This is a genomic window from Vibrio sp. 10N.222.47.A9, from assembly GCF_963872585.1.
Lineage (GTDB): Bacteria > Pseudomonadota > Gammaproteobacteria > Enterobacterales > Vibrionaceae > Vibrio > Vibrio splendidus.
Genome location: NZ_CAWNBB010000022.1, coordinates 255919 through 280893, shown reverse-complemented (window position 1 = coordinate 280893; position 24975 = coordinate 255919). Strand labels below are relative to the sequence as shown.

Genomic DNA, 24975 nt, shown 5'->3' with positions numbered 1-24975 from the left:
TCAAAAGATAACTTTTAACAAAACATCAACATGGAGTGTGGATGTGAGTAGGTTGTTATTATTTATCTGGATATCGCTATTTAGCCAATTATCCTACGCATTAGAACTGTCCCCGTTAAGCAACGAGCCTTACATGGGTGACTTAGACGTGCTCAAAACCAAAGGAACGGTTAGAGTGCTCGTGTCTGCTGATCTTGGTTTTTATTATATCGAGGATGGCAAACCAAAAGGCATCGTGGCTGAAATGCTCTACCACTTTGAGAAGAGCCTTCGTAAGAAACACCCTTACCTCAATGTTCAAATCATCCCAGTGCAGCGAGATGATCTACTTCCCTCATTAGAATCTGGTTATGGCGACGTCGCTGTCGCGAACCTGACGATCACCGACAAGCGATTACGAATCATCGATTTTTCCGACCCAATGATTAAAAATGGAAAAGAACTGATTATCACAGGAAAGAACTCAGCCCCTATCACCGAAATCAAGCAACTGAGCGGTAAAGAGGTTTGGATCCGTGCAAGTTCGAGTTACTTCGAGAGTGTACAAAGAGTCAATAAAGAACTGAATGAATTAGACTTACCACCGCTGCATGTCCACTTTATTGAGGAGTCATTACAAGACTACGAGCTGATAGAGTTGGTCAACCAAGGCTATATACAAGGCACAATCCTAGATAGCCATAAAGCAAAGTTATGGACTGACGTAATGGAAAACATTCAGGTCCATCACGATTTACCCTTACGTGAAAATGGCCAAATAGCGTGGGCATTAAGAAAAAACAGCCCTCAACTAAAAAAAGAGATCAACAAATACGTCAAGACGGCACGAACAGGTACCCTACTTGGAAATGTTATCTATCAGAAATACATCGACAACACTCGCTGGTTAGGTAGAGCGCTCAACCCAAATAAAATAGACCGAGTGGCTAAGCTGTCAGATGTTTTTGAAAAGTATTCGAGTCGATACGAATTCGACCCTTTGATGATGTCTGCACAAGGTTTCCAAGAGTCTGGACTGGATCAAAGCCGAGTTTCTCACCGTGGAGCTATTGGTGTGATGCAGGTATTGCCAAGTACCGCCAAAGACAAAAACGTCAACATCAAAAACATACATAAGGTGGATAACAACATCCATGCGGGTGTGAAATACATGCGTTTCATTAAGGACAGGTATTTTGACGACCCTGCCATTACGCCAGATAACCAAATCTACTTCACTTTGGCTTCTTACAATGCTGGTCCTGCTAAGATCAGAAAGATGAGGCGCATTGCCAAGCAGAAAGGTTACAACCCAAACATCTGGTTTAAAAACGTAGAAATCATCACTCGTAAATACGTGAGCAAAGAACCGGTGACCTATGTCGCCAACATCAACCGTTACTTTGTAATCTATAAGCAGTTACAAGCTATCAATGCTATCCGAGAAAATGGGACAGCCAGACTACTCAAAACAAACGATTAGTTTGTCTTCAACCCTAAGAGCCAGGGGAGCTAAGGCACTAAGGCACTAAGGCAAATTAAAAACACAAAAGCCGCATAAGAAAACTTATGCGGCTTTTGTTTATCTAATTCTGAAGAAGCTTACGTAGCGATCTAGAACGCGAGACCTATATCACAAAACACTATTGAGTAAATTTCAATCAAGCACTTTCCATAGGCTGTAGGACGCCCCTAAAAACTGGTTTAATTTTTAGCGAAGCCTTGCCTCCAAGTTATCGTTTTTCATAGAGATAACAAGCATTTTTCGCCAAAAAGATACTAAGATTTGCGTGAGATCACATTTGATTTTAATGCTTATCCCACCCAACCAAAACAAGATCTAGATCACATTCTTTATTCCTAGAAGTCGTAATCTGAAGTTAACCCATGAGGGATACAACAGAGGAAAACTTCTATGAAAATGAACATCACTGGTAAAAACATCGACATTACCTCTGCAATCCGTGATCACATAGAAAGCAAATTTAAAAAGCTGGATAAATGGCAAGTAGACATCATTGGCTGCCAAGCGAGCTTTAGCGAAGAACCAAACAAGAAGAAAAAATTTGAAGCGGTTCTAACCGTACCAAAAGGCCAACTTGTTGCTTCATCAATCCATGACGACCTCTACGTAGCTATCAACGAAGTAGAACAAAAACTAGAGCGTCAACTCAACAAGCTACGCCATAAACCTGAAGCGCGCCGCGCTGAAAAGCCTGAAATCGAAGAGCTAGAAGCTGAAGTAGAATAAGGAAAGAGAACAGATTAAAAAATAGCGCCTCAGGGCGCTATTTTTTTGCTTGACGCTCGTAGCTCGCTTGCTTATTGTGTTTAAACATTCATAAAACAATCACTTTTTATGCACACTCAATCTTTGTTTATTTTTGACTTCTTTTTTCTTCCGTAAATCGGAGGCTGAGTCGTTTTAGAAAAACAAGTCAAAAACGAACAAGAAGCCTCCCACACTAGGGAGGCTTTTTTATAAGGACACATTTATGACTGACCGCTCAATTTCACTGGATGATATCCGCCTTCGTCTTAATGATTTAGATGACGAACTGCTGAGTTTACTTTCCGAACGTCGCAAACTCAGTATCGAAGTTGCGAAAAGCAAGGTAGAAACATCAAAGCCTGTACGCGATGCCGTTCGTGAGCAGCAGCTTCTGGTTAAGCTGATTAACAACGGTAAAGATAAATATGAGCTTGATGCACAGTACATTACTAAACTGTTTCACACCATCATCGAAGATTCCGTTTTACTACAGCAGTCATACTTACAAAACCTAGCGAACCCGCAAAGCCGTAAACCTCTGGCTCGCGTTGCATTCTTAGGTTCTAAGGGATCATATTCTCATCTTGCTAGCCGTGAATATTTCAGCCGTAAGAATATGGAATTGATAGAGCTTAACTGCAATCATTTCAAAGAAGTGGCATCGACGGTGGAATCTGGTCATGCCGATTACGGTGTGTTGCCGATTGAGAACACCAGTTCAGGTTCAATCAACGAGGTCTACGACCTACTGCAACACACAACGCTTTATATCGTTGGTGAACTGTCTCAACCAATTGAACACTGCTTGGTTGCGAAAAATGATATTCGTTTAGAGGACATCAAAGCCCTCTATTCACACCCACAACCTCACCAACAGTGCAGTGAGTTTTTGAGTCGTCTTAAAGGTGTCAGCCTTGAGTCTTGCGCAAGTACAGCTGATGCAATGAAGAAGGTTAAAGATCTGGAAGGCGATGATGTGGCAGCAATTGGCAATGCATCGAGCGGCAAGCTTTATGGGCTTCAGCCAATCCAAGGCAACATTGCAAACCAAACTGAGAACCACACTCGTTTCATCGTTGTGGCGCGTAAACCGGTAGAAGTATCAACTCAAATCCCAGCTAAAACGACACTGATCATGTCGACTTCTCAAGAGGCGGGTTCTTTGGTAGAAACTCTACTAATCCTACAACGCTTGGGCATCAACATGACTAAGCTGGAATCTCGTCCTATCATGGGCAACCCATGGGAAGAGATGTTCTACGTTGATTTAGAAGCACATTTGGATGCAGATAATATGCAGCAAGCGATAACGGAACTAACTGCCATTACTCGTCACCTTAAAGTGTTGGGTTGTTATCCAAGTGAAAACATCAAAGCCACGCAGGTTAAGTTGTCATAGCTTTTAACGAACATAAGCTTTTGGCGAACATAAGTTTTTAACGAACAAACGTTTAAAGCTGGCATAAGTTTAAATCTGCTATAACCATTTGGCCTACAGTAGGCCAAATGCTAAAACCAGCGGCTAGTGGAATAACTCGTACTCAGGAATACTCACACTACGTATTCCTGAGACATGACTCGATTATTTCACTGGCTGTACATACCTTCTAACCCACACCATTCAACACCTTCTTAACAAAAAACTCATTAGTGGCTTTTTTATCAATAAAGACAAAACCTTACCCCCTTCACAGGAAATCATCGAACTACGTGTAATTAATAGCGAGTAAGTATTAAGTAACATAAACTTACGCGCTTAAATTATAAATAGTGTTGTCATTAACTATGAAGCTAAGTACTAAAATCTTACTACTGATAACCCCTGTGATACTGATCAGTGCCGCAGCTTCTAGCTATATTATTTATTCAACGCAGAAAAGCAGTTTTATCAAACGCGAAGACAACGCACTTCAGCTAAACATGGAAAAGTTGGCAGGATATTTTCGACAGTCTCGCTCGTTCCTAAATAGCTACTCTTACACCTTGACCCAAAGTGACATGGTGAAGCGTTACTTTCTCACTGAACAAAACCTATCTCGCGATCTTGAACTGGTTAGTAACCTTCGAGAAGCCATACACTTCTTGCAAGATGACGATGAAAGCTATACCGGGTTAGCGCTTCTCAATAGTCAGCGAAAATTGAGTTATTACGCTGATAATAACAGCGACTCACGCACTCAGATTGACAGCAAAATATTGGATTTTGTGGATCAGTACTATCAAGACACCTTAGCAACATCAAGTACCAACTATATTCAAAACTCTCAAGGTGAAGGGATGTTGGTTCACTACGAGAAGGTAGACAAAAAAACGATTTTCCCAACCGCAAACAATCACCCCGACGATGTGTTCTTTGTTGTTGTGTCAGTCTCTCTCGATAAATTTAATGCGCTGAGAAAACAGATAGAGTTCGACTACCAAACCAGCTTATTCTTCACATCTATAGCGGTTTCTCTGGAAAATAATGTCACCCACTCAGTTAAGCTTGCACCAGAACTATACGCCACAGTTGACCCGGCGCCATTCCTATTGGAAAACAAGCTCGAATCAATTTGGAATAAGCTGAGTTTGTCTTTTGCACTATCCGCGTTTGTGACGGTTGCTCTGCTACTCATGCTTTTGTCTCGCAGTGTGATATCCCCGATAACACGACTCGACCGACAACTGCAGCAAGTCGAAAAAAAACAACGTAAGAACATCGAACGCTTAGGCACTCGTGATGAGCTTGGCCGCCTCTCACAGCGTTTTTATGATATGTACCAAGAGTTAGATAACACCTACCAACAGACCAAGCTATTGGCCGAGAATGATCAATTAACCCAAATAGCCAATAGGCATCAATTTCAAACCTTCGTTCAGCAATCATTACCCAAGCCTAGCTCGAATACCGAAACCTGGGTTCTCTACTTTGATCTAGATAACTTCAAGTTTGTGAACGACAAATATGGACATCAAATCGGCGACTCCATTCTGGTCAGTTTTGCTCAGCGTATTTCCGATATTTGTAACCACTATAAAACAGAATTTGACGCTCATTGTATGCCCGCCCGACTTTCTGGAGACGAGTTCGTTGTGTACATTAACGCCCCTACTCGACAAGGGAATATCGCGCATAGATTCTCTGATAGCTTACTGACGCCACTACAAAAAGGCTTTATCACAGAATCAGGGAGCTTTCCGATCACGGTCAGTATTGGTATTGCGACCTACCCCAACGATGGCCACTCCATCGAAAAGCTACTGTCGAACGCTGATACCGCGATGTACCAAGCCAAACGCGCAGGTAAAAACCAATTTGCTGACTATTCACGAGATTTAGACAAAGCGATTCAACGCCAAGCAAACATTGAACGCGCACTCAGAGACAAGAACTTTGATGATGAATTTAGACTCGTTTATATGCCGTACATGGATTCAACAGGAACCCATGTTATTGGTGTTGAGGTGTTATTACGTTGGAATTCGGAGCAACTAGGCTTGGTTCCACCTGATGAATTCATTCCAATTGCCGAGCAAACAGGATTATTCGATCAGGTTGATCAGTGGGTCATTCAGAATGCATTTGCTTCTTTTCATCGACTTCAGGCTCAATTTGATCACTCAATTCAGTTATCGATTAACTTATCTTCTGCTGGGATTGAAACGACTGATCTTGCTGACTTCATAAAAGAGCACGCCGATTTAAATCGAATTCCGCCAAGTTTGATTGATTTTGAAATTACCGAAACCTTTTACTCAAACTCTGAAGGTTTTCCGCTGCTTAACGAACTCTCTGATATGGGATATCGATTAGCCATTGATGACTTTGGATCTGGCTACACCTCCATCACTCAACTGGTGCAGTATCCAACTCAAAAAATTAAGCTCGATAAAGCCTTTTTAGACACCTTAATTGAGACCGATAATCAGAACATAGTGAAACCGGTTATCGGGTTATGTCATGCTCAGGGTAAGAAGGTCACAGCCGAGGGCATCGAAACTGAAAGCATGCATCAGTGGTTGCAAGAAGCACAGTGCGATATGCTGCAAGGCTATTACTTCGGTAAACCTATGCCATTAGAAGAACTGAGTGATTGGTACCGACAACATCAACTCAATTTAATCGATAAAAAAAAGAATCCAATACATGAAATCTGTAATCATCGCATCGCTGAACCCAGCTAAAATTAACGCCGTTAAAAGTGCATTCTTATCTGCTTTTCCTGATACTGAATTTGATTTCAAAGGCATCAGCGTCCCTAGCGGTGTCGCCGATCAACCGATGAGCAACGACGAGACCTATCAAGGTGCGGTAAATCGCGTTCACAACGCAACTCAAGCTCAACCTGATGCGGATTTTTATGTTGGATTAGAGTCTGGAATAGAAGGAAAGGTTACATTTGCTTGGATGGTCATTGAAGCAAACGGTCAGCGCGGAGAATCTCGCTCAGCAAGCTTAATGCTGCCACCCGTTGTGCTTGATAAACTCCAGCATGCGAATGAGCTAGGTGATGTGATGGATGAAGTCTTCGGCACCGACAACATAAAACAAAAAGGCGGTGCGATTGGCTTATTGACACATAACCAACTATCTCGCAGTTCTGTATATAGCCAAGCTTTAATCCTAGCGCTGATCCCATTTGTTAACCCTAAGCACTTCCCTGCTTAGTCTTGTTTAAGAAACACGATATTTCGCCTCTCTAGAGGTAATATCATTGAGCGGGATAAAAACAAAAAACGCTAACCTATGGTTAGCGTTTTTATCAAGTTCTTAGGCTTACTGTTTAAATGCTTACTTAAGTAACAGCTCTACAATTGCCGCTTTCTCTTGCTCAGATTTAGCCTTTAGCTCATTAGAGCCTCGCGTGATCGTAGCCACACCCACACCTAACATTTGGCTCACCTGTCTTTGTGACATGTCCCCTTTCATGAGTTCACAAAGAATATTCACTCGAGCGACCAAAGCATCTCGCTCATCAGGTGTCATCATCATGGTCAACAACAGTTCATGCTGATCTTTCTCAGCCGCTGTTTTTACCAAATCCATTAGTTGTTGCCAATTCTCATATTCAGGTTGTGATGCCATATTTCTACACTTACTTTTAAATTTTGGCTTGAAGTAGCCGCTTAATGATTGAAAGCGTTTAACACTTTATACCGAAACACTTGCTTTGATCCAATGTAAAAAGGCAGCAAGTGGAACTGGTTCGCACTCACTGCCTTTAATATTACTCAGTTTCAGAGAAAGTACCGAACCCCTAGTATTTCGTTTCGGCCTCATGGGGCGCTAAAAACATCCCTTTCTCGCCCAAGATATCTCGATAGTAGGTCTCAAACATCAAGATATTCTGAACATAGCCACGAGTCTCTTTGAATGGAATCATTTCGATAAAAGCAAATGCATCGAGCTTTTCATCGCTGCGTGAACGCCATTGTTTGACACGACTCGGGCCTGCATTATAAGCAGCAAATGCAAAAATACGGTTGTTATCATATTGAGCTAATAGGCCATCTAGATAGTGGCTACCAATCTCAATGTTCTTGCCGACATCATAAAGGTCATCGCTGCCCTGGTACTTAATCTTATGTTTCTTAGCCGTATATTGCGCCGTCTTTGGCATAATTTGCATGATGCCACGCGCGCCAACTGGAGAGCGAGCTTCTGAATCCATCGCACTCTCTTGTCTCGCTAAAGACATTAAGGTGATTGGGTTAATATCGTGCTTTTCGGCGTAGAAGTTAAACCACCACTTATGAGCAACAGGGAAGCGTAGGTCTATGTTGTCCCACATCTTCGCAGAGATGCTCGCTGTCACTGTAAAGTGGTTCCAACGCTGCGTCGCAGCATGAGCTGCGAGCATTGATTTCTGATCTTTATCAGCATTGGTTAACAACCAACGCCACTCACTCTTCGCTGCCGCAATTTTATCTCGGTCAATCAGCTCGCCAATTCGAACCAAAGAGGTCTCAAATGGCTTTACTGTTTCAGCGTTGTATTTGAGTGTCGATGTTGGGTACTGAACTGGCTTACCTAACTGCTTAGCCGCAGCCACACTGTAGAAATTACGCTGACCCAAGATATCTGACAGTCGTTTGTTACCCTTAGCAGTATCACCGAGTGCTATCTCTGCTCGACCCTGCCAATACTGCCAGCGAAGCGAAGCCTGATGCTTATCATCTAAGCGCGCAATCCACTCTTTCAAGCCAGTCCAATCTGCATGCTGAATCGCTAAGCGAGCACGTCTTTCCAACAAGACTTGCTTTGATGAACTCGCGAGCATTTTGTCTCGCCACGCCATCAACTCTTCAGAGTCGGTATTGATCAAGCGGAACGTTAGGTAGTCCGCTAGCTCTTGGGATTTTTCTTTCGAAAACTTTTGAGCTTTCACAACATCATCAAAAACCTCTTGAGCGCTGCTTGCTGATTTCCTTGCTAGCTTCTCGAAAGCAAATTCGGTTTGAGCTTGGTAGAATTCATTCGCTGGGTGCTTCTTAGCAAACACGAGTACATTTTCAGGCTTGTTGTACAACGTCTTCATCTGCTTAGCTTGAGCAATTGACTCATCATGATCCAATTGCTTGATCAGATAGGTCATTAACTTGCCGTTTCGTTTATCAAACGCCAATAGCATCCGCTGTAATATCAGCTCATCCGTTCTTAAATCCGCTTCATCCCAACTTTCGAAGAGCGGATCACAGCTATCATCGACACCACTGCCACTCAACCAAAGCTGCTTCGCCCCCTTAAAGGCGAGCTCTTTGTTTCCTTGCTCATAATTCGCACGGTAGTAGATACATTGATATTTTTCACCAACAGGCTCTTTGGTTTGAAACTCAAGGATCGTCTTCCACTGTTTTTGAGCCGCCAATAAATCTAAATAAGGCGCACGCATACGGTTCGAAAATGGTAGGGCTTTATTCTCTTCAATAAAGGCATCCACTTCAGCAGGTGTGCGATCACCTAAGCCTAATAAGAAGGCGCGATAATCAGTGTAAGGCGTTAACGGATATGTTTGAATTTTGTTACGTAGCGCAGAGTAAGCTTCTAGATCACGGTTGTCTAAAACCTCTTGCGCTCTGTCATAAACATCACGCTGCATTTCAAGCTCGGAGGCATTGCTAGCCATAGCCATCGGAGCCAGTGAAAATGAAGACAAAATTGCCGATGCAGCCACAGCAATTTTCGTATTACCAATGCGGAAAAACATTCGCTCTTTCCTTAGTGCGTGTATGAATACGTGAAGTCTATTTACGCCCGACATCACATCAAATGTAAAGAGATTGAGTGTAAATATTATTAATATTTAACACTTCGCCTCAGAAGCTTATTAAATATAGTTTTAATGACCAATGTGACAATAATAGGTAAGGATTAGTTCAAGAATGGCTTTTCTGTCCTAGGAGTAACATCTTTGGGGATATTGGTATAAAATAGACGACAATTTTGAACAATAAATTAGGATCGATCGGCAATGGCTGAATACGTATATACCATGTCTCGGGTGAGCAAAACTGTTCCACCTAAGCGTCAAATTCTTAAAGACATTTCTCTTAGCTTTTTTCCTGGCGCTAAAATCGGTGTTTTGGGTCTAAATGGTTCAGGTAAATCTACCCTACTACGTATCATGGCTGGTATTGATACTGATATTGATGGTGAAGCTCGTGCACAACAAGGTCTTAAAGTCGGTTACCTACCGCAAGAGCCTGTACTAGACGAATCAAAAACAGTACGTGAAATCGTAGAAGAAGCGGTTTCTGATGTTGCAGACGCACTTAAGCGTATCGATGCAGTATATGCAGCTTACGCTGAACCAGATGCAGATTTTGACGCTCTTGCTAAAGAACAAGGCGAGCTTGAAGCTCTGATCCAAGCGAAAGACGGCCACAACCTAGAGACAGCTCTAGAGCGCGCAGCTGACGCACTTCGTCTTCCTGAGTGGGATGCGAAAATCGAACTCCTATCCGGTGGTGAACGTCGTCGTGTTGCGATCTGTCGTCTACTTCTAGAGAAGCCAGACATGCTGCTTCTTGATGAACCAACTAACCACTTGGATGCAGAATCAGTTGCTTGGCTTGAGCACTTCCTTGTTGATTACAGCGGTACTGTTGTGGCAATTACCCACGACCGTTACTTCCTAGACAACGCTGCTGGCTGGATTCTAGAACTTGACCGTGGTGAAGGTATTCCATGGGAAGGTAACTACACATCTTGGCTAGAACAGAAAGATGAGCGTCTGAAACAAGAAAAATCAGGCGAAAGCGCACGTCAAAAGACAATCGAGAAAGAACTTGAGTGGGTTCGTCAAAACCCTAAAGGCCGTCAGGCTAAGTCTAAAGCTCGTATGGCTCGTTTTGAAGAACTGACGACTGGCCAATACCAGAAGCGTAACGAAACCAACGAACTGTTCATCCCGCCGGGTGAGCGTTTAGGTGACAAGGTACTTGAAGTTAAGAACCTAACTAAGTCATTTGGTGATCGCGTTCTTATCGATGACCTATCATTCAGCATGCCTAAAGGCGCTATTGTGGGTATCGTAGGTGCCAACGGTGCAGGTAAATCAACACTATTCAAGATGCTAAGCGGCGCAGAACAGCCAGATTCAGGTTCAGTTGAATTAGGCGAAACGGTTAAGCTTGCTTCTGTTGATCAGTTCCGTGACAGCATGGACGACACCAAAACAGTATTCCAAGAGATCTCTGAAGGCGCTGATATCATTAAGATCAACAACTTCGAAATCCCTGCACGTGCTTACTGTTCTCGTTTCAACTTCAAAGGCAACGACCAACAGAAAATCATCGGTCAGCTTTCTGGTGGTGAACGTAACCGTGTTCACCTTGCTAAACTGCTGAAAGCGGGCGGCAACGTACTGCTACTCGATGAACCAACCAATGACCTTGATGTCGAAACTCTACGTGCACTTGAAGAAGCGCTGCTTGAGTTCCCTGGCTGTGCAATGGTTATCTCGCATGACCGTTGGTTCCTTGACCGTATTGCGACCCATATCTTAGACTACCGTGATGAAGGTCAAGTTAACTTCTACGAAGGTAACTATACTGAATACACAGAGTGGCTGAAAAAGACTCTGGGCGCACAAGCGGCTGAACCGCACCGTATCAAGTACAAGCGTATTGCTAAGTAAATTAGCTTGTATTTTGAACAAAGGCCGCGATAATAGCGGCCTTTGATATATCTGGCTTACTATTTACCTATTGATATAGAGAAATTACCTATGCTTGAAAGACGTCAATTTTCACGAGTTATTTATCAAGTCCCGACTGAGATCTCACAAGGACAAGTAAAAGTATCAGGCTCGGTGCAAGACTTATCTCTTCATGGTTTACTCATTCAGTGTGATAAATGGCAGCAACTCAGCCACGATGCTCCTGTTCAAGTCAGCTTTAAGCTCACCAACAGTGATATCAATATTCAGTTAGAAGCAACGATAGTCTCTACCATCAATACCTCAATGCGTTTACGCATAGAGCATTTAGATATTGATAGTATTAGCCACCTTAAGCGCCTTGTTGAGCTTAATGTCGGCGACGATGAACTGCTTTATAGAGAGATTGAACACCTTACCGATTTGGGTAAGGAATAATATCTCCATTACCCTTTTTTCTATTAGAAGCATTTAGTTAATACAGAACCATGTCTAAAAAAATTTCCATTACTATTCCCTCTAACCAAGGGGAACAGACGTTTTACTTCGGCCGAAAAGCCGTGCTCATGTGCACCACTGCCATTTTTTCAGTGCCACTGTTAATTGGCGGAGCTGCATACATGCACTTCGAAGGTAAACAAGAGCTCGCGATGCAAGCAGGCGATGCACAACAGTTGATTGAAACGCTGATTGTTGAAAAAGAGCAAACCGAGTTTCTTTACGCTGAGCAGGTAGAAACCAATCACTCGTTATCGCAAACACTGACAGAAAAAGAAGGCACCATTCAACTGCTTGGTAAGCGTGTATTTGATGTGGAATCCGTGCTGGGTCTTGCTGATGAAGAACTGCTTACCGATGATGTCTCTTTAGAAGATCGCATTGATGCTGCGGCGGTAGATTCAGCAGTAAGAGCGACGATGTTCCGTTTGATTCCAAACGACAGTCCTATGGCTTATCAACGTATCTCTTCTTCTTATGGTAGCCGCACTAACCCTATTTCAGGTAAACGCCATGTACATACTGGTATCGATCTAACGTGTAAGCGTGGTGAAGATATTGTAGCGCCCGCAGATGGAGTCATTGAAACGGTACGCCCAAGTAAAAAAGGCTTCGGTAACTTTATTACTATGCGTCACTCGTTTGGTTTCATGAGTTCTTACGCGCACCTACAAAAATTCAAAGTTCGCAGCGGTCAGTTTGTGAGTAAAGGTGATGTGATTGCAAGCTGTGGTAACTCAGGTAACTCAACCGGGCCACACTTGCATTATGAAGTACGCTTCCTTGGTCGTTCATTGAACCCTCAATACTTGATGGATTGGACACCGGAGAACTTCAACTACGTGTTCGAGAAAGAGAAAAAGGTTAAGTGGGGTCCACTGGTTCAACTGATTGATAATGTGGTTCGCTTGCAAATCAACCTGACGAATGTGCCTTACATTAGCTCGACCATCGACACAGTATCGAGTGAAGAGAGCAAAAAACCTATCACGACTAACTAGTTGTTAATGGCTAACTAGTTGTTAATAGATAAGATCTGTTGGTTTGGCCTATGATGATCTAATTGCTATTAGCCTACTGTAGGCCAAATGTTTTCATAGCGTTCAGCACAAACAAAAAGAGCGACCAGATGGTCGCTCTTTTTTATGATTTCAAATCAGTATCAGCCACGATGAATCGAGTCATGCGCTTGCTTTAAAAGATTTTGGCTCTCTTGCAAGAACTGCTGCGAGTAGTCGCCAAACCAATCACTGACTTGATTAAAGCTATCAACGAATTTGGCTTTATCTTTCCCATCCAAGATTTCTAATGCTTCACCGAAACGACTATGGAAACGTCGAATCATCTCAATATTCTCATCCGAAGAAAGAATGATATCACCGTATAAGTTCGGGTCTTGAGCAAACAGACGACCAACCATCGCAATCTCAAGTCGGTAGATTGGCGAGCTTAGCTTCAGAAGTTGATCAATGTTCGGGTTCTCTTTACTTAGGTGCAAGCCGTAAGCAAAAGAGGTGAAGTGGCGTAGTGCTTGAATCAGAGTCATGCCATGGTCGTGTTCAGCAGCATCCATCTGGCAAAGGCTCGCGCCCCAAATACCAAATTGATTCAGTAACCATTGGTAGCTTTCAGAGCCACGCCCATCGCTGTAAACAATCACTTGTTTCGCAAGGCTTGGAACATCAGGACCAAACATTGGGTGCAACCCAACCACTGGGCCTTGGTGCATGTTCATCATTGCTTGTAGAGGCTTTGATTTAATCGACGTCAGATCACACAGAATACAATCGCTTGGTAGGTTACCCAGCTTCGCAATCACACCTTCTGTCAGGTGAATTGGAACCGTTACAACTACAAGGCCAGCATTATCTAAAATCTCGTCGGCTCTATCCCAATCTTGGCTGCCAAGGATTTTAACTTCGTAACCAGAAAGCTTGAACATACGGCCAAACAGACCACCAAGTTGACCATTACCACCAACGATAACCACTGAACGTAACTCTGGGTTAAGGCACTTAAAACCAGAATCTTTCTCACTGGCATAAGACTCACGCATAGTACGACGCAAAATATCTTCGATTAACTGTGGCGGAACCCCTATTTTCTCGGCTTCTTGACGACGAGACGCCAACATCGCGGCTTCACGTTCCGGTACATAAATAGGTAAACCATGCTCACTTTTTACTTCGCCGACTTTCTCTACTAGAGCCAGTCGTTGAGCCAGTAAATCCAACATTTGTTTATCGACAGCATCGATTTGGTCGCGTAATTCGTTCAGTTCAACGGCCATTTTATTCCTTACTAATCTATAAGCCCGTACTAATCTATAAGCCTGCACTGATGCAAGTTCGTTAGCAACAGATCTTAAAATGCCCCATAAGATGAGGCACTTAAATTTAAACTCTGACTAACCTTTCAGGCGGTTCTCTAAAAACGGGACTAACTCCGTATGTGCATGTTTCAATAGTGCCTCAGTTGACTCCCAATTGATACACGCGTCGGTAATAGAAACGCCGTATTTCATCTCATTGAGAGGAATATCTGACGGCTGATTACCTTCGTTAATGTGGCTCTCAATCATCAGGCCAATAATCGATTTATTGCCTTCACGCACTTGGTGGATAACGTCTTCAGCAACCAACGGTTGACGGCGGAAATCTTTACGAGAGTTTGCGTGGCTGCAATCAACCATCAACGCAGCTTCTAAACCAGATTTACCCAATTCTTGTTCACATTCATGTACTGATACTGAATCGTAATTCGTTTGCTTACCGCCACGTAAAATAACGTGACCGTTTGGGTTACCCTGAGTCGTTAGCAGTGCAACCTCACCTTCACGGCTGATACCCATGAAACGGTGACTAGAAGAAGCAGCCTGCATCGCATTAATTGCAGTACCTAAGTTACCGTCAGTACCGTTCTTAAAGCCGATTGGCATTGAAAGGCCACTTGCCATTTCACGGTGAGTTTGAGATTCAGTAGTACGTGCGCCAATCGCAGCCCAGCTGAATGTATCTGCTAGGTATTGTGGGCTGATTGGATCTAGCGCTTCTGTCGCTAGTGGGATTTCCATCTCAGCTAACTCAACTAAAAGCTCACGACCAACATGCAGACCATGCTCAATATCGAACGTACCATCTAGATGTGGGTCATTGATCAAGCCTTTCCAACCAACAGTGGTACGAGGCTTTTCAAAGTAAACACGCATAACAATATACAGTTGGTCGCTCAGTTCTTCAGAAAGTGCTTTGAGGCGTTTTGCGTATTCTTTCGCAGCTTCTAGATCATGAATAGAACATGGGCCACACACGATTAGCATACGGTGATCTTTCTTATGAATGATATTCGCAATCGTTTCACGAGACTCTTGAATAAAACGACGAGCATTATCGCTCAAAGGTAATTTCGCTTTTAACTCCTCTGGAGTAATCAGTACCTGTTCGTCGATGATATTGACATTGCTTAATTCACTTTTCTGCATAACTCAACCTGTATATTTATTTTTACACCCAACCATTTACATTTGGGCTAACAATCTTTAAAAACACAATAACAGCTACAAAAACGATTGCAAGTGTAAACAATAAAAAACATTTAATGTAAATTAAAATTTACACTCTCTATTTAATTCACTCTGATACACAAACCAGCTTAAACCGCGCCCCACACATAAAAAAAAGGCGATATTTCTCATATCGCCTTCTTCAAACTTATAGAGTGTTTATTTATCACCCAGCGTTAAACATTCGCTTAATTTGCTCTGAGGCCTTTTTCCATCGACTATCCGAGTGAAGCGTCGATAAATCAAAGCTGTGCTTTTTAAGCAATGAGTTGGCTAAAGGCACCTCTTGAATCGCTAAGTGATCAAGAGCCTCAATTTGTGCATCTCGCTTATTACACATCAGCACCATGTCACACCCCGCATTCAGAGCAGCCTTCGCTCTATCGGCTGGCCCACCCATAATCGCAGCACCTTCCATAGTTAGGTCATCAGAGAACACCAAGCCTTTAAATCCAAGCTGTTGCTTCAATACTTTCTGCAACCAATACTCAGAGCCACTCGCTGGCTGATCATCATAGTGCGAAAAAACCACGTGCGCAGGCATCATCGCATCTAATATTCCAGCTTCAATTTGAGCCTTGAAGATGGCCATGTCGGTTTCAAAGATGTCGTCTCTAGGATCGTAAGGCGTTTCAAGGTGCGAATCAGCAATCACACCGCCGTGTCCTGGGAAGTGCTTCCCTGTTGTCGCCATTCCAACCGATTTCATGCCCTTAATAAAAGCACTACTGTGGCGAACGATGGTATCAATATCTTCACCAAACGCTCGGCTACCAATCGCTTTACAGTCGTGACCTTTATCTAATACAGGCGCAAAGCTCAGATCGATATCATGGGCAATCAATTCCGCCGCCATCAACCAACCCGCCTGTTCTGCTAACTGCTCACCATTATTCTTAGTCGCGAATTCTTGAGCGGCAGGGATAATTGAAAATCCATCGCGGAAGCGCTGAACTCGGCCACCTTCTTGGTCAACACCAATCAAAATAGGACGTTTCGCTACCTTGCGGATCTCTTTGTTTAACGCCGAAAGCTGTTTGCTATCGTGGTAGTTTCGAGCAAATAAGATGAGACCACCAACAGTTGGATGCTCTAAAATTTCTCTGTCTTCAGCTGTTAGCTCATAGCCCGCAACATCTACCCACAACGGTCCCATATTTATCCCTTATTAAACCTAATTTCATAAACTTCCCGAGATTATTCTCTTTAAATTTGCTTTACAATGTTTTTAAACCAATCTGTGGAATACTTTAAGAATGCAGGGCAAGAGCTTAGGAATGGATCATAAAGAACTGTATATCGGTGTGATGTCGGGAACGAGTATGGACGGTGTTGATACGGCCTTAGTTTCGATAGAAGACACTGGTATCACATTACTCGCTCATGATGAGTTCCCTATGCCAGATGATCTAAAAGCCCGTCTGCTTGAGGTTTGTATTGGTCAGAAAACGGATTTGATTGCCATTGGTGAACTCGACCACCAGCTTGGTCATCTATTTGCTGATGCGGTTCTGCAACTTCTCGACAAATCAGGTACGCCTGCATCTTCTGTGACTGCGATAGGTAATCATGGCCAAACGGTATTCCACCAGCCAACGGGGGATTCGCCATTTACCATGCAGCTGGGTGATGCCAATATCATTGCCGCTAAAACACAGATTCAAACAGTCGCTGATTTCCGACGTAAAGACATGGCGCTTGGCGGACAAGGTGCACCGTTAGTACCGGCTTTCCACCACACTATTTTTCACCCGCAAGACAGCTCGGTTGTGGTGTTGAATATTGGTGGTATCTCGAACATTTCAGTATTGCGCCCTAATCATCCTACGCTTGGCTATGATACTGGCCCGGGCAATATGTTGATGGACGCTTGGGTAGATAAACACATCGGTGAGAAATTTGACCGTAATGCGCAGTTCGCACTAAAAGGCCAACTTAATCAAGCCTTGCTCGAACAGCTTCTAAGTGAATCTTATCTATCTCAACTGCCACCAAAAAGCACTGGTAGAGAGCTGTTTAATCTACCGTGGCTAGAACAACAACTTACAGAATTTAAATACCTTGCAGCAGAAGATGTTCAGCGCACACTTTGTGAATACACCGCATTGACGATAGCCAATGAAGTGGGAACTTATCGCTTGGGTAACCAACCTGCACTGTATGTGTGTGGCGGTGGTACACGAAACCCATTGTTGATGAAAAGGTTGGCAGAACTGCTTCCGAGTTGGGAAGTTGATTCAACGACCAGTAAAGGTGTTGATGCCGATTATATGGAAGCCATGGCCTTTGCGTGGCTTGCCCAACGTCATGTTCATCAACTGCCAAGCAATTTACCAGAAGTGACTGGCGCAAGCAAAGCGGCCTCTCTAGGCGTTCTCTATCGTGCTGTCTAAACAATTTTAGAACCATCATTTTAGAATTATCATTTAAGGATCATTATGAGTAACGACGCTCTCATATCAGCGCTCTCGCACCTCGTTTCGGAGGGGAGAAACCCTGACACTATGGATATTGATCTGCTCACCTCTCTCGAAGTGGTTGAAAAGATTAACCAACAAGATAAACAAGTGCCTTTAGCGATCGAAGCGGAACTGCCACAGATCGCGAAAGCGGTTGATAAGATCGCTCATGCCTTTCAAAACGGTGGCCGACTGATTTATATGGGCGCAGGCACCAGTGGTCGATTAGGTGTGTTAGATGCCTCAGAATGCCCACCGACTTTTGGCGTTTCAGACAAGATGGTTATCGGTCTCATTGCTGGCGGACCCGAAGCGATTTTGAAAGCCAAAGAAGGCGCGGAAGATTCGCTGACTCTCGGTATTGAAGATCTGAATGCAATTCAGTTTTCAGAAAATGATGTCGTGGTAGGCATCGCGGCTAGTGGCCGCACACCTTACGTAATTGGTGCACTCAACTACGCCAATCAGATTGGCGCGGTGACGGTTGCGCTGTCTTGTAACCCTGGCTCTCCGATTGCTGAGATTGCTCAAATCGCGATAAGCCCAGTGGTTGGCCCAGAAGCCTTAACCGGTTCCACACGCCTCAAATCAGGTACCGCGCAAAAATTGGTGCTCAACATGCTGACCACTGCCAGCATGATTCGTATTGGTAAGAGCTACCAGAACTTGATGGTCGACGTAAAAGCGACCAATGAAAAATTGGTTGCCCGCGCAGCTCGTATCGTAATCCAAGCAACGGAGTGTGACAAAGCCCTTGCAGTTTCGACACTTAAAACCACCGATTATGATGTGAAGCTATCTATTTTGATGATTCTAACAGGGCTAGATTTAGAACTGGCCAAGGCTCAACTTGATCAACAAAATGGCTTCTTGAGAAAAGCAGTCGAGAATAATCAGTAATCTCAGTTTGGTTTGTCGCATCTCATTTAGACAGCTACTTTAACGACATACAAAAAGACCAGTACACATACGGCACTGGTCTTTTTAATTTCGAATCGCTATCTTGAGCTTAGTAGTCGTTAGAAAACTCATCCCAGCCACGCTGCCATTCCATACGGAAACGTTGAGCGTCTTCCGTACCTGAACAAACGCCTTCATAAACCTGGCCAGATAAACCAATTTGATAAGCATGGTTTGGATTGCAGTATTCAGCAACACCTAGATAGTATCCTTTGCTGTAGCTTGATTGGTCTACCGTTCCAAGCTTAGTCATCTCTTGGTAAGAACGTTGAGTGTTACCTTTGATACCGTCACGATAGCCAATCTCTTGCCAATTGCCTTCGGCCGCTAAATCTTGAACATTGGCGCTGCATCCTGCAAGGCTAAATGCCACGGCGAATAGTGCTATTATTTTTTTCATTTCAATCCTTTATATTGTTACTTCACCACTTCCTGACGAAGCGCTGCCTTTGTGGCGATTCTCCGCTGAACACGTACTGATGTCCACTCATTGTATGTTGTTGCCCTCTTAAGCAAGAGAACAAACCGCTCAATCAGCTATAACACCACTTAATTAGCTATTCGACCACTCACTCTGATAGCGGAAGTTTCTTCTCATACACTCATTTAATATACACCCTGACTTAATTAATACATTCAGGGATAACAAATTATGATGTGGTTTCTTACCTGTGTTGCAGCACTCATTGGTGGCTACTTTATTTACGGTGCCTTTATCGAGAAGATTTTCGGTATCAATGAAAAGCGTCAAACACCCGCTCACACCAAGCAAGACGGCGTGGACTTCGTTCCAATGTCGACGCCAAAGGTTTACCTAGTTCAACTGCTTAACATTGCAGGTGTAGGTCCAATCTTCGGCCCTATCATGGGTGCCCTTTACGGCCCAGCAGCAATGCTTTGGATCGTGCTAGGTTGTATCTTCGCAGGTGCCGTACACGACTACTTCTCAGGTATGTTATCTATCCGCAATGGTGGTGCTTCGGTTCCAACTATCACTGGACGTTACCTAGGCAATGGCGCAAAACACTTTATGAACATCTTTGCCATTGTTCTACTGCTTCTTGTTGGTGTGGTATTCGTTTCTGCTCCAGCAGGCATGATCACTAACCTAGTGAACGACCAAACTGATTTCGTAATGTCGACGAGCACCATGGTTGTCATCATCTTTGCTTACTACATCATCGCAACGATTGTCCCTGTCGATAAAATCATTGGTCGCTTCTACCCACTGTTCGGTGCACTGCTTATCTTTATGTCTGTTGGCCTAATCACTGCGATTGGTCTATCTGACGAGCACCAAATCATGGGTGGCTTCGAGATGAAAGACATGTTCACCAACATGAACCCTAACGATCTACCGCTTTGGCCTGCTCTATTTATTACCATCGCTTGTGGTGCTATCTCTGGCTTCCACGCAACTCAGTCTCCACTAATGGCGCGTTGCATGGAAAACGAGAAAAATGGTCGCTTCGTATTCTACGGTGCAATGATTGGTGAAGGCATCATCGCTCTAATCTGGTGTGCGCTTGCTCTGTCATTCTTCGGTTCAGTTGAGTCTTTGTCTGACGCGATTGCAAACGGCGGCCCTGGTAACGTGGTATACAGCGCTTCATTTGGCCTACTGGGTGTATTTGGCGGTATCCTTGCTTTCCTTGGCGTGGTTATCCTACCTATCACTTCTGGTGATACAGCGTTCCGTTCAAGCCGTCTTATCCTTGCTGAATACTTCAACATGGAACAGAAGACACTGCGTAACCGCCTACTGATGGCTTTACCACTGTTCGTTATCGGTGGCATCCTGACTCAAGTAGACTTCGGCATCATCTGGCGCTACTTCGGTTTTGCTAACCAATCAACAGCAGTCATGATGCTATGGACAGCTTCGGCTTACCTACTTCGTCACAATAAAATGCACTGGGTAACAACGGTTCCAGCTGTGTTCATGACATCTGTATGTATCACATTCATCCTGAACAACAGCCAGCTGGGCTTCGGTCTACCAATGCAGCTTTCAACCATCATCGGCGTGGTGAGTGCATTCGGAATTGCGGCTTACGTTATCAAAATTTCAAAAGGCAAAGGCGATATCGACCTTGCTGATGAAGAAGAAAAAGAAGCAAAAGGCGTCACCAAAACCGCCTAGTTCTTTCAGACTATTGATAACAAGAGACACGTCTTCATAGAGAGACAAAAGAACAAGCCAAACACACTTCGCTTGCTCCCGTAATCACCCAGTGATTCGTGGAAATTAAGACTAAAGCCCGTCCTCTGTGATGGGCTTTACTGTATCTCAGCATTGGTACATCAACATACATTTGTACATCAATATTGGTATCTCCGCCTGACAAGCAATCGCAACTCGATATAACCAATGAAAACACAAGCAAAGCTACCGTTACCACGCAATGAGCTTTACACTTAACCAGCGTCTCAATAGGTGAAAATATGGAACTCATTCTCTCTCTGCTGCAACAAACCTGTGTCTACTTAGTGATTGCTTACATGCTCAGCAAGACTCCACTAATTCTTCCTTTGTTGAGCATCTCTTCACGCTTAAGTCATAAGATAAGCTGCTACGTTCTGTTTTCCCTGTTCTGTATTATGGGCACCTATTTTGGACTGCAGATTAATGACGCGATCGCCAACACTCGTGCGATGGGTGCCGTTATGGGTGGCCTGTTTGGTGGTCCGGTTGTCGGCTTTGCGGTCGGTTTTACTGGCGGAATCCATCGTTACTCTTTGGGTGGATTCACAGATCTAGCTTGCGCGATTTCAACAACAGCAGAAGGCTTGATTGGCGGCCTATTACACGTTTACCTAGTGAGAAAGAACAAAGCCAGCCAGCTGTTTAATCCATTGGTGGTTTTCTCGGTAACCCTGTTTGCAGAGATTATTCAGATGCTAATTCTGTTAGCGGTCGCGAAACCATTCGAGCAGTCCTATGCTCTGGTTTCTGATATTGCCGCGCCAATGATCATTGCTAACTCGGTCGGTGCGGCGCTGTTCATGAGCATCATCCAAGATCGGAAAACCATCTTCGAAAAGTATTCGGCAACTTTCTCACGCCGCGCATTAACCATCGCCGAGCGTTCAGTGGGTATTTTGCATGGAGGATTCAATTCGGATAACGCGCAAAAAATAGTGCGGATCATTTACGAAGAGACCAACGTTGGTGCGGTGGCGATCACCGACCGAGAAAAAATCCTCGCGTTCATCGGCATTGGTGACGAACACCATATTCCGAACACGCCGATTTCATCGCAGAGCACGCTCACTTCGATGGAACAGAACGACATCATCTACCTTGATGGCAAAGAGAATCCGTACCAATGCTCCCTTTCGCAAGATTGTAAGCTAGGCTCCGCGCTAATTATCCCGTTAAGAGCAGGAAACGAAGTCATCGGAACCATCAAACTGTATGAGCCAAAGCTGAAACTATTCTCAACCATCAATATGTCGATGGGTGAAGGTATCGCTCAGCTATTATCGAGCCAGATCCTATTTAGCAACTATCAGCAGCAGCAAACGCTGCTGACACAAGCGGAAATCAAACTGCTGCACGCTCAAGTGAACCCACACTTCTTGTTTAATGCACTTAACACCATCAGTGCCGTTACACGTCGTGACCCTGATAAAGCACGTGAGCTCATTCAACATCTGTCTCACTTCTTTAGAAGTAACCTGAAGCAGAACATCAACACGGTAAAACTCAAAGATGAACTGGCACACGTTAATGCTTATCTGACCATAGAGAAAGCACGCTTTACTGATCGACTAGAAGTGGAATGGGATATCGACCCACAACTGTATGAGTCGCAACTGCCAAGCTTTACCCTACAACCGCTAGTCGAAAATGCCATCAAACATGGGATTTCTAACATGCTGGAAGGTGGCAAAGTGAAGATCTATAGCGAGGCTTTCAAGGGTGGGGTCAAGTTGATCGTTGAAGACAACGCGGGCAATTATCAAAAGCCATCGAAAGATCATGTTGGACTAGGCATGGAAATTGTTGATAAACGACTCACTAATTTCTTTGGACAAGATTCAGCACTAAAAATAGAATCTCAACCACAGCAATTCACTCGAATGAGCTTTATCATACCTATACTGAAATAAGGGCATTTTCGGAGACGACTCGCTCCGAGTTGAAACATTTAGAAGCAGACATTTCAAAGAAAAGCGTGAACCAAGCAGGGATAGAACCAAGATGAAGATTGTAGGATGTTAAAGGCATTAGTTGTCGATGATGAGCTTTTTGCTCGCGAAGAACTGATTGAACTACTGACCGAAACTGGAGAAGTGGAAATCATCGGCCAAGCAAGTAACGCGATCGAAGGACTTAAACAGATCAACCTGCTCAAGCCTGACGTGGTGTATTTGGATATCCAAATGCCGCAGGTTACCGGAATCGAACTGTTAAGCATGCTTGATCCAGACACCATGCCTTACGTGGTATTCGTCACTGCCTACGACCAATATGCGATTCAAGCCTTTGAAGATAACGCTTTTGACTACCTACTTAAGCCAGTTGAACCTTGTCGATTAAACAAGAGTGTTTGTCGTCTGAATAAGGTCATCAAGCAGAACCACAAAGCGCCAGAACAGAACATCTCCGCGATTGCTCCCTGTCACTTAGAACAAATACCATGTATTGGTCACAACCGCATTGTGATCATGGCAAGCCAAACGGTCGAGTGCGCGTATTCAGATATCAGCGGTGTGCATGTTCGTAGCTCATCACAAACCGCCACTTCACAGTTAACCCTGAAGATCCTAGAAGAAAAGACCGATTTGATCCGCTGTCATCGCCAGTATTTGATCAACATAAAATCGATCCAAGAGATCAAACTGTTGGAAAATGGATTAGCGGAGATCATCACTCTGACTGGCTTTGAAGTGCCTGTCAGCCGCCGCTACCTCAAGACACTGAAAGAGCTACTCGGTCTCCAGTAACCTGTTAGAAATTCGACGCCTTGTTCCAAAGCACGATCAAAAAAGCCAACGCATCAACGTTGGCTTCCTGCTGTTTACAAATCAATAGTGTTTACAAATCGATAGTGTTTGCGAATCAATAGAGTTACGAATCGATCTTGTCACAAATCAATAGCGATTAGTCGACTTGCTTAATCTGCAGCTCTTTTGGTACTTCGAAGAACATGTTCTCTTCACGACCTTGAATCTCTTCAACCTCGGTAGCACCCAGCTCACGAATACGATCTAAGATTTGGTTTACCAACTCTTCAGGAGCAGAAGCACCGGCTGTTACACCGATTTTCTTTTTCCCTTCAACCCATTCAGTTTGAATGTCTTCAGGGCAATCGGTTAGATAACCTGGCGTGCCTAGCTTTTCAGCCAGCTCTTTCAAACGTGTTGAGTTCGATGAGTTCTTAGAACCAACAACTATCACGACATCAACATCACCGGCCATCTCACGGATAGCATCCTGACGGTTTTGAGTCGCGTAGCAGATGTCGTCTTTACGTGGGCCTTGGATCTCAGGGAACACGCGACGTAACTCTTCAATCACATCCGCAGTTTCATCAACTGACAACGTGGTTTGGCTCACGTAATGCAAGTTACTTGGATCATTCACCACGAGGTTCTGTACATCCTCTGGTCTTTCAACCAAGTACATACCACCAGTTTGGCTAGCGTACTGACCCATGGTGCCTTCAACCTCAGGGTGACCCGCGTGACCAATCAGTACCACTTCCATATGTTTGCGGCTCGCACGAGCAACTTCCATATGAACTTTGGTTACCAAAGGACACGTTGCATCAAATACGGTGAGTTCGCGCTCTTTTGCTTCTTTACGAACAGCTTGAGAGACACCGTGAGCAGAGAAGATCACGATGTTGTCGTCTGGCACTTCACTCAGTTCTTCGACAAAAATAGCACCACGCTGCTTGAGCCCCTCAACAACAAAGCGGTTGTGCACCACTTCATGGCGAACATAGATCGGTGGCTGATACATTTCCAGTGCGCGTTCTACGATGCTGATCGCACGATCGACACCAGCACAAAAGCCACGAGGGTTAGCTAACATTATTTTCATTTCATTGCTCATCATTTACCGCGGTACTAAGGTTGTTTCTATAGAGTTCG

20 protein-coding genes and 1 other annotated feature are annotated in these 24975 nt (G+C 44.0%); of the genes, 13 read left to right on the top strand and 7 right to left on the bottom strand.

The features are described 5' to 3' along the window. Nucleotides 1-37 precede the first annotated feature (37 nt). From AACT19_RS06290 to yjjX, 5 genes are all read left to right on the top strand, one after another. The gene (locus AACT19_RS06290) at nucleotides 38-1462 is read left to right on the top strand and encodes a lytic transglycosylase F (RefSeq protein WP_339373538.1); all 1425 of its coding nucleotides are present in this window, start codon (nucleotides 38-40) and stop codon (nucleotides 1460-1462) included. A 432-nt stretch (nucleotides 1463-1894) separates the two neighbouring features. Then, nucleotides 1895-2230, top strand: coding sequence for a ribosome hibernation-promoting factor, HPF/YfiA family (hpf, locus tag AACT19_RS06285; protein WP_004735034.1), 336 nt, complete (start codon nucleotides 1895-1897; stop codon nucleotides 2228-2230). Nucleotides 2231-2340: 110 nt separating this feature from the next. Continuing rightward, nucleotides 2341-2462, top strand: a sequence feature (Phe leader region). Between the two features lie 12 nt (nucleotides 2463-2474). Continuing rightward, on the top strand, nucleotides 2475-3650 hold the full coding sequence (gene pheA, locus AACT19_RS06280) for a prephenate dehydratase (RefSeq protein ID WP_076645739.1): 1176 nt from the start codon (nucleotides 2475-2477) through the stop codon (nucleotides 3648-3650). 386 nt (nucleotides 3651-4036) lie between these two features. After that, the gene (locus tag AACT19_RS06275; RefSeq protein ID WP_076645737.1) at nucleotides 4037-6415 is read left to right on the top strand and encodes a putative bifunctional diguanylate cyclase/phosphodiesterase; all 2379 of its coding nucleotides are present in this window, start codon (nucleotides 4037-4039) and stop codon (nucleotides 6413-6415) included. Further along, nucleotides 6378-6899, top strand: a complete 522-nt coding sequence (gene yjjX / locus AACT19_RS06270; RefSeq protein ID WP_076645735.1) for an inosine/xanthosine triphosphatase — start codon at nucleotides 6378-6380, stop codon at nucleotides 6897-6899. Before AACT19_RS06275 ends, yjjX begins: the two co-directional genes overlap by 38 nt. A gap of 123 nt (nucleotides 6900-7022) precedes the next feature. Here the strand turns inward: yjjX and trpR are convergent, their stop codons facing one another. Then, nucleotides 7023-7316, bottom strand: coding sequence for a trp operon repressor (gene trpR, locus AACT19_RS06265; RefSeq protein WP_017077742.1), 294 nt, complete (start codon nucleotides 7314-7316; stop codon nucleotides 7023-7025). A 172-nt stretch (nucleotides 7317-7488) separates the two neighbouring features. Continuing rightward, entirely contained in the window at nucleotides 7489-9438 is a 1950-nt protein-coding gene (locus AACT19_RS06260; protein ID WP_076645733.1) for a transglycosylase SLT domain-containing protein, read from the bottom strand. 264 nt (nucleotides 9439-9702) lie between these two features. Between AACT19_RS06260 and ettA the strand changes: the two genes are divergently transcribed. The 3 genes from ettA to AACT19_RS06245 all read left to right on the top strand — a co-directional run bounded on the left by ettA (nucleotide 9703) and on the right by AACT19_RS06245 (nucleotide 12890). Then, nucleotides 9703-11370 carry an energy-dependent translational throttle protein EttA gene (gene ettA, locus AACT19_RS06255; RefSeq protein WP_004735040.1) on the top strand — a complete coding sequence of 556 codons (1668 nt, stop codon included), beginning with the start codon at nucleotides 9703-9705 and terminating at the stop codon, nucleotides 11368-11370. A gap of 90 nt (nucleotides 11371-11460) precedes the next feature. Further along, nucleotides 11461-11829: a PilZ domain-containing protein gene (locus AACT19_RS06250; protein ID WP_029225872.1), complete on the top strand. Its 369-nt coding sequence runs from the start codon at nucleotides 11461-11463 to the stop codon at nucleotides 11827-11829. A gap of 50 nt (nucleotides 11830-11879) precedes the next feature. Further along, nucleotides 11880-12890, top strand: coding sequence for a M23 family metallopeptidase (locus AACT19_RS06245; protein ID WP_017091345.1), 1011 nt, complete (start codon nucleotides 11880-11882; stop codon nucleotides 12888-12890). A gap of 161 nt (nucleotides 12891-13051) precedes the next feature. Here the strand turns inward: AACT19_RS06245 and tyrA are convergent, their stop codons facing one another. The 3 genes from tyrA to nagZ all read right to left on the bottom strand — a co-directional run bounded on the left by tyrA (nucleotide 13052) and on the right by nagZ (nucleotide 16607). Then, the gene (gene tyrA, locus AACT19_RS06240; protein ID WP_017084805.1) at nucleotides 13052-14179 is read right to left on the bottom strand and encodes a bifunctional chorismate mutase/prephenate dehydrogenase; all 1128 of its coding nucleotides are present in this window, start codon (nucleotides 14177-14179) and stop codon (nucleotides 13052-13054) included. A gap of 117 nt (nucleotides 14180-14296) precedes the next feature. Continuing rightward, a complete protein-coding gene (locus tag AACT19_RS06235) occupies nucleotides 14297-15370 on the bottom strand; it encodes a 3-deoxy-7-phosphoheptulonate synthase (protein ID WP_010434849.1) in 1074 nt (357 codons plus the stop codon). 247 nt (nucleotides 15371-15617) lie between these two features. Next, a complete protein-coding gene (gene nagZ / locus AACT19_RS06230; RefSeq protein ID WP_076645731.1) occupies nucleotides 15618-16607 on the bottom strand; it encodes a beta-N-acetylhexosaminidase in 990 nt (329 codons plus the stop codon). A gap of 121 nt (nucleotides 16608-16728) precedes the next feature. On the opposite strand from nagZ, the gene AACT19_RS06225 reads away from it, so the two are divergent. After that, complete coding sequence (locus AACT19_RS06225; RefSeq protein ID WP_076645729.1) at nucleotides 16729-17844, top strand: anhydro-N-acetylmuramic acid kinase; 1116 nt, start codon at nucleotides 16729-16731, stop codon at nucleotides 17842-17844. 45 nt (nucleotides 17845-17889) lie between these two features. Further along, nucleotides 17890-18810 carry an N-acetylmuramic acid 6-phosphate etherase gene (gene murQ, locus AACT19_RS06220; RefSeq protein ID WP_017077730.1) on the top strand — a complete coding sequence of 307 codons (921 nt, stop codon included), beginning with the start codon at nucleotides 17890-17892 and terminating at the stop codon, nucleotides 18808-18810. 109 nt (nucleotides 18811-18919) lie between these two features. Here murQ and AACT19_RS06215 read toward each other — a convergent pair whose 3' ends face one another. Continuing rightward, on the bottom strand, nucleotides 18920-19270 hold the full coding sequence (locus AACT19_RS06215; RefSeq protein WP_017091341.1) for a DUF2799 domain-containing protein: 351 nt from the start codon (nucleotides 19268-19270) through the stop codon (nucleotides 18920-18922). Between the two features lie 252 nt (nucleotides 19271-19522). Here AACT19_RS06215 and AACT19_RS06210 point away from each other — a divergent pair, with 252 nt between their 5' ends. From AACT19_RS06210 to btsR, 3 genes are all read left to right on the top strand, one after another. Continuing rightward, complete coding sequence (locus AACT19_RS06210; protein ID WP_076645727.1) at nucleotides 19523-21013, top strand: carbon starvation CstA family protein; 1491 nt, start codon at nucleotides 19523-19525, stop codon at nucleotides 21011-21013. Between the two features lie 302 nt (nucleotides 21014-21315). Continuing rightward, the gene (locus tag AACT19_RS06205; protein ID WP_017077727.1) at nucleotides 21316-22986 is read left to right on the top strand and encodes a sensor histidine kinase; all 1671 of its coding nucleotides are present in this window, start codon (nucleotides 21316-21318) and stop codon (nucleotides 22984-22986) included. A 105-nt stretch (nucleotides 22987-23091) separates the two neighbouring features. After that, on the top strand, nucleotides 23092-23823 hold the full coding sequence (btsR, locus tag AACT19_RS06200) for a two-component system response regulator BtsR (RefSeq protein WP_017087547.1): 732 nt from the start codon (nucleotides 23092-23094) through the stop codon (nucleotides 23821-23823). A gap of 157 nt (nucleotides 23824-23980) precedes the next feature. On the opposite strand, the gene ispH is transcribed toward btsR, so the two are convergent. Continuing rightward, a complete protein-coding gene (ispH, locus tag AACT19_RS06195; protein ID WP_012603278.1) occupies nucleotides 23981-24937 on the bottom strand; it encodes a 4-hydroxy-3-methylbut-2-enyl diphosphate reductase in 957 nt (318 codons plus the stop codon). Between the last annotated feature and the right edge of the window lie 38 nt (nucleotides 24938-24975).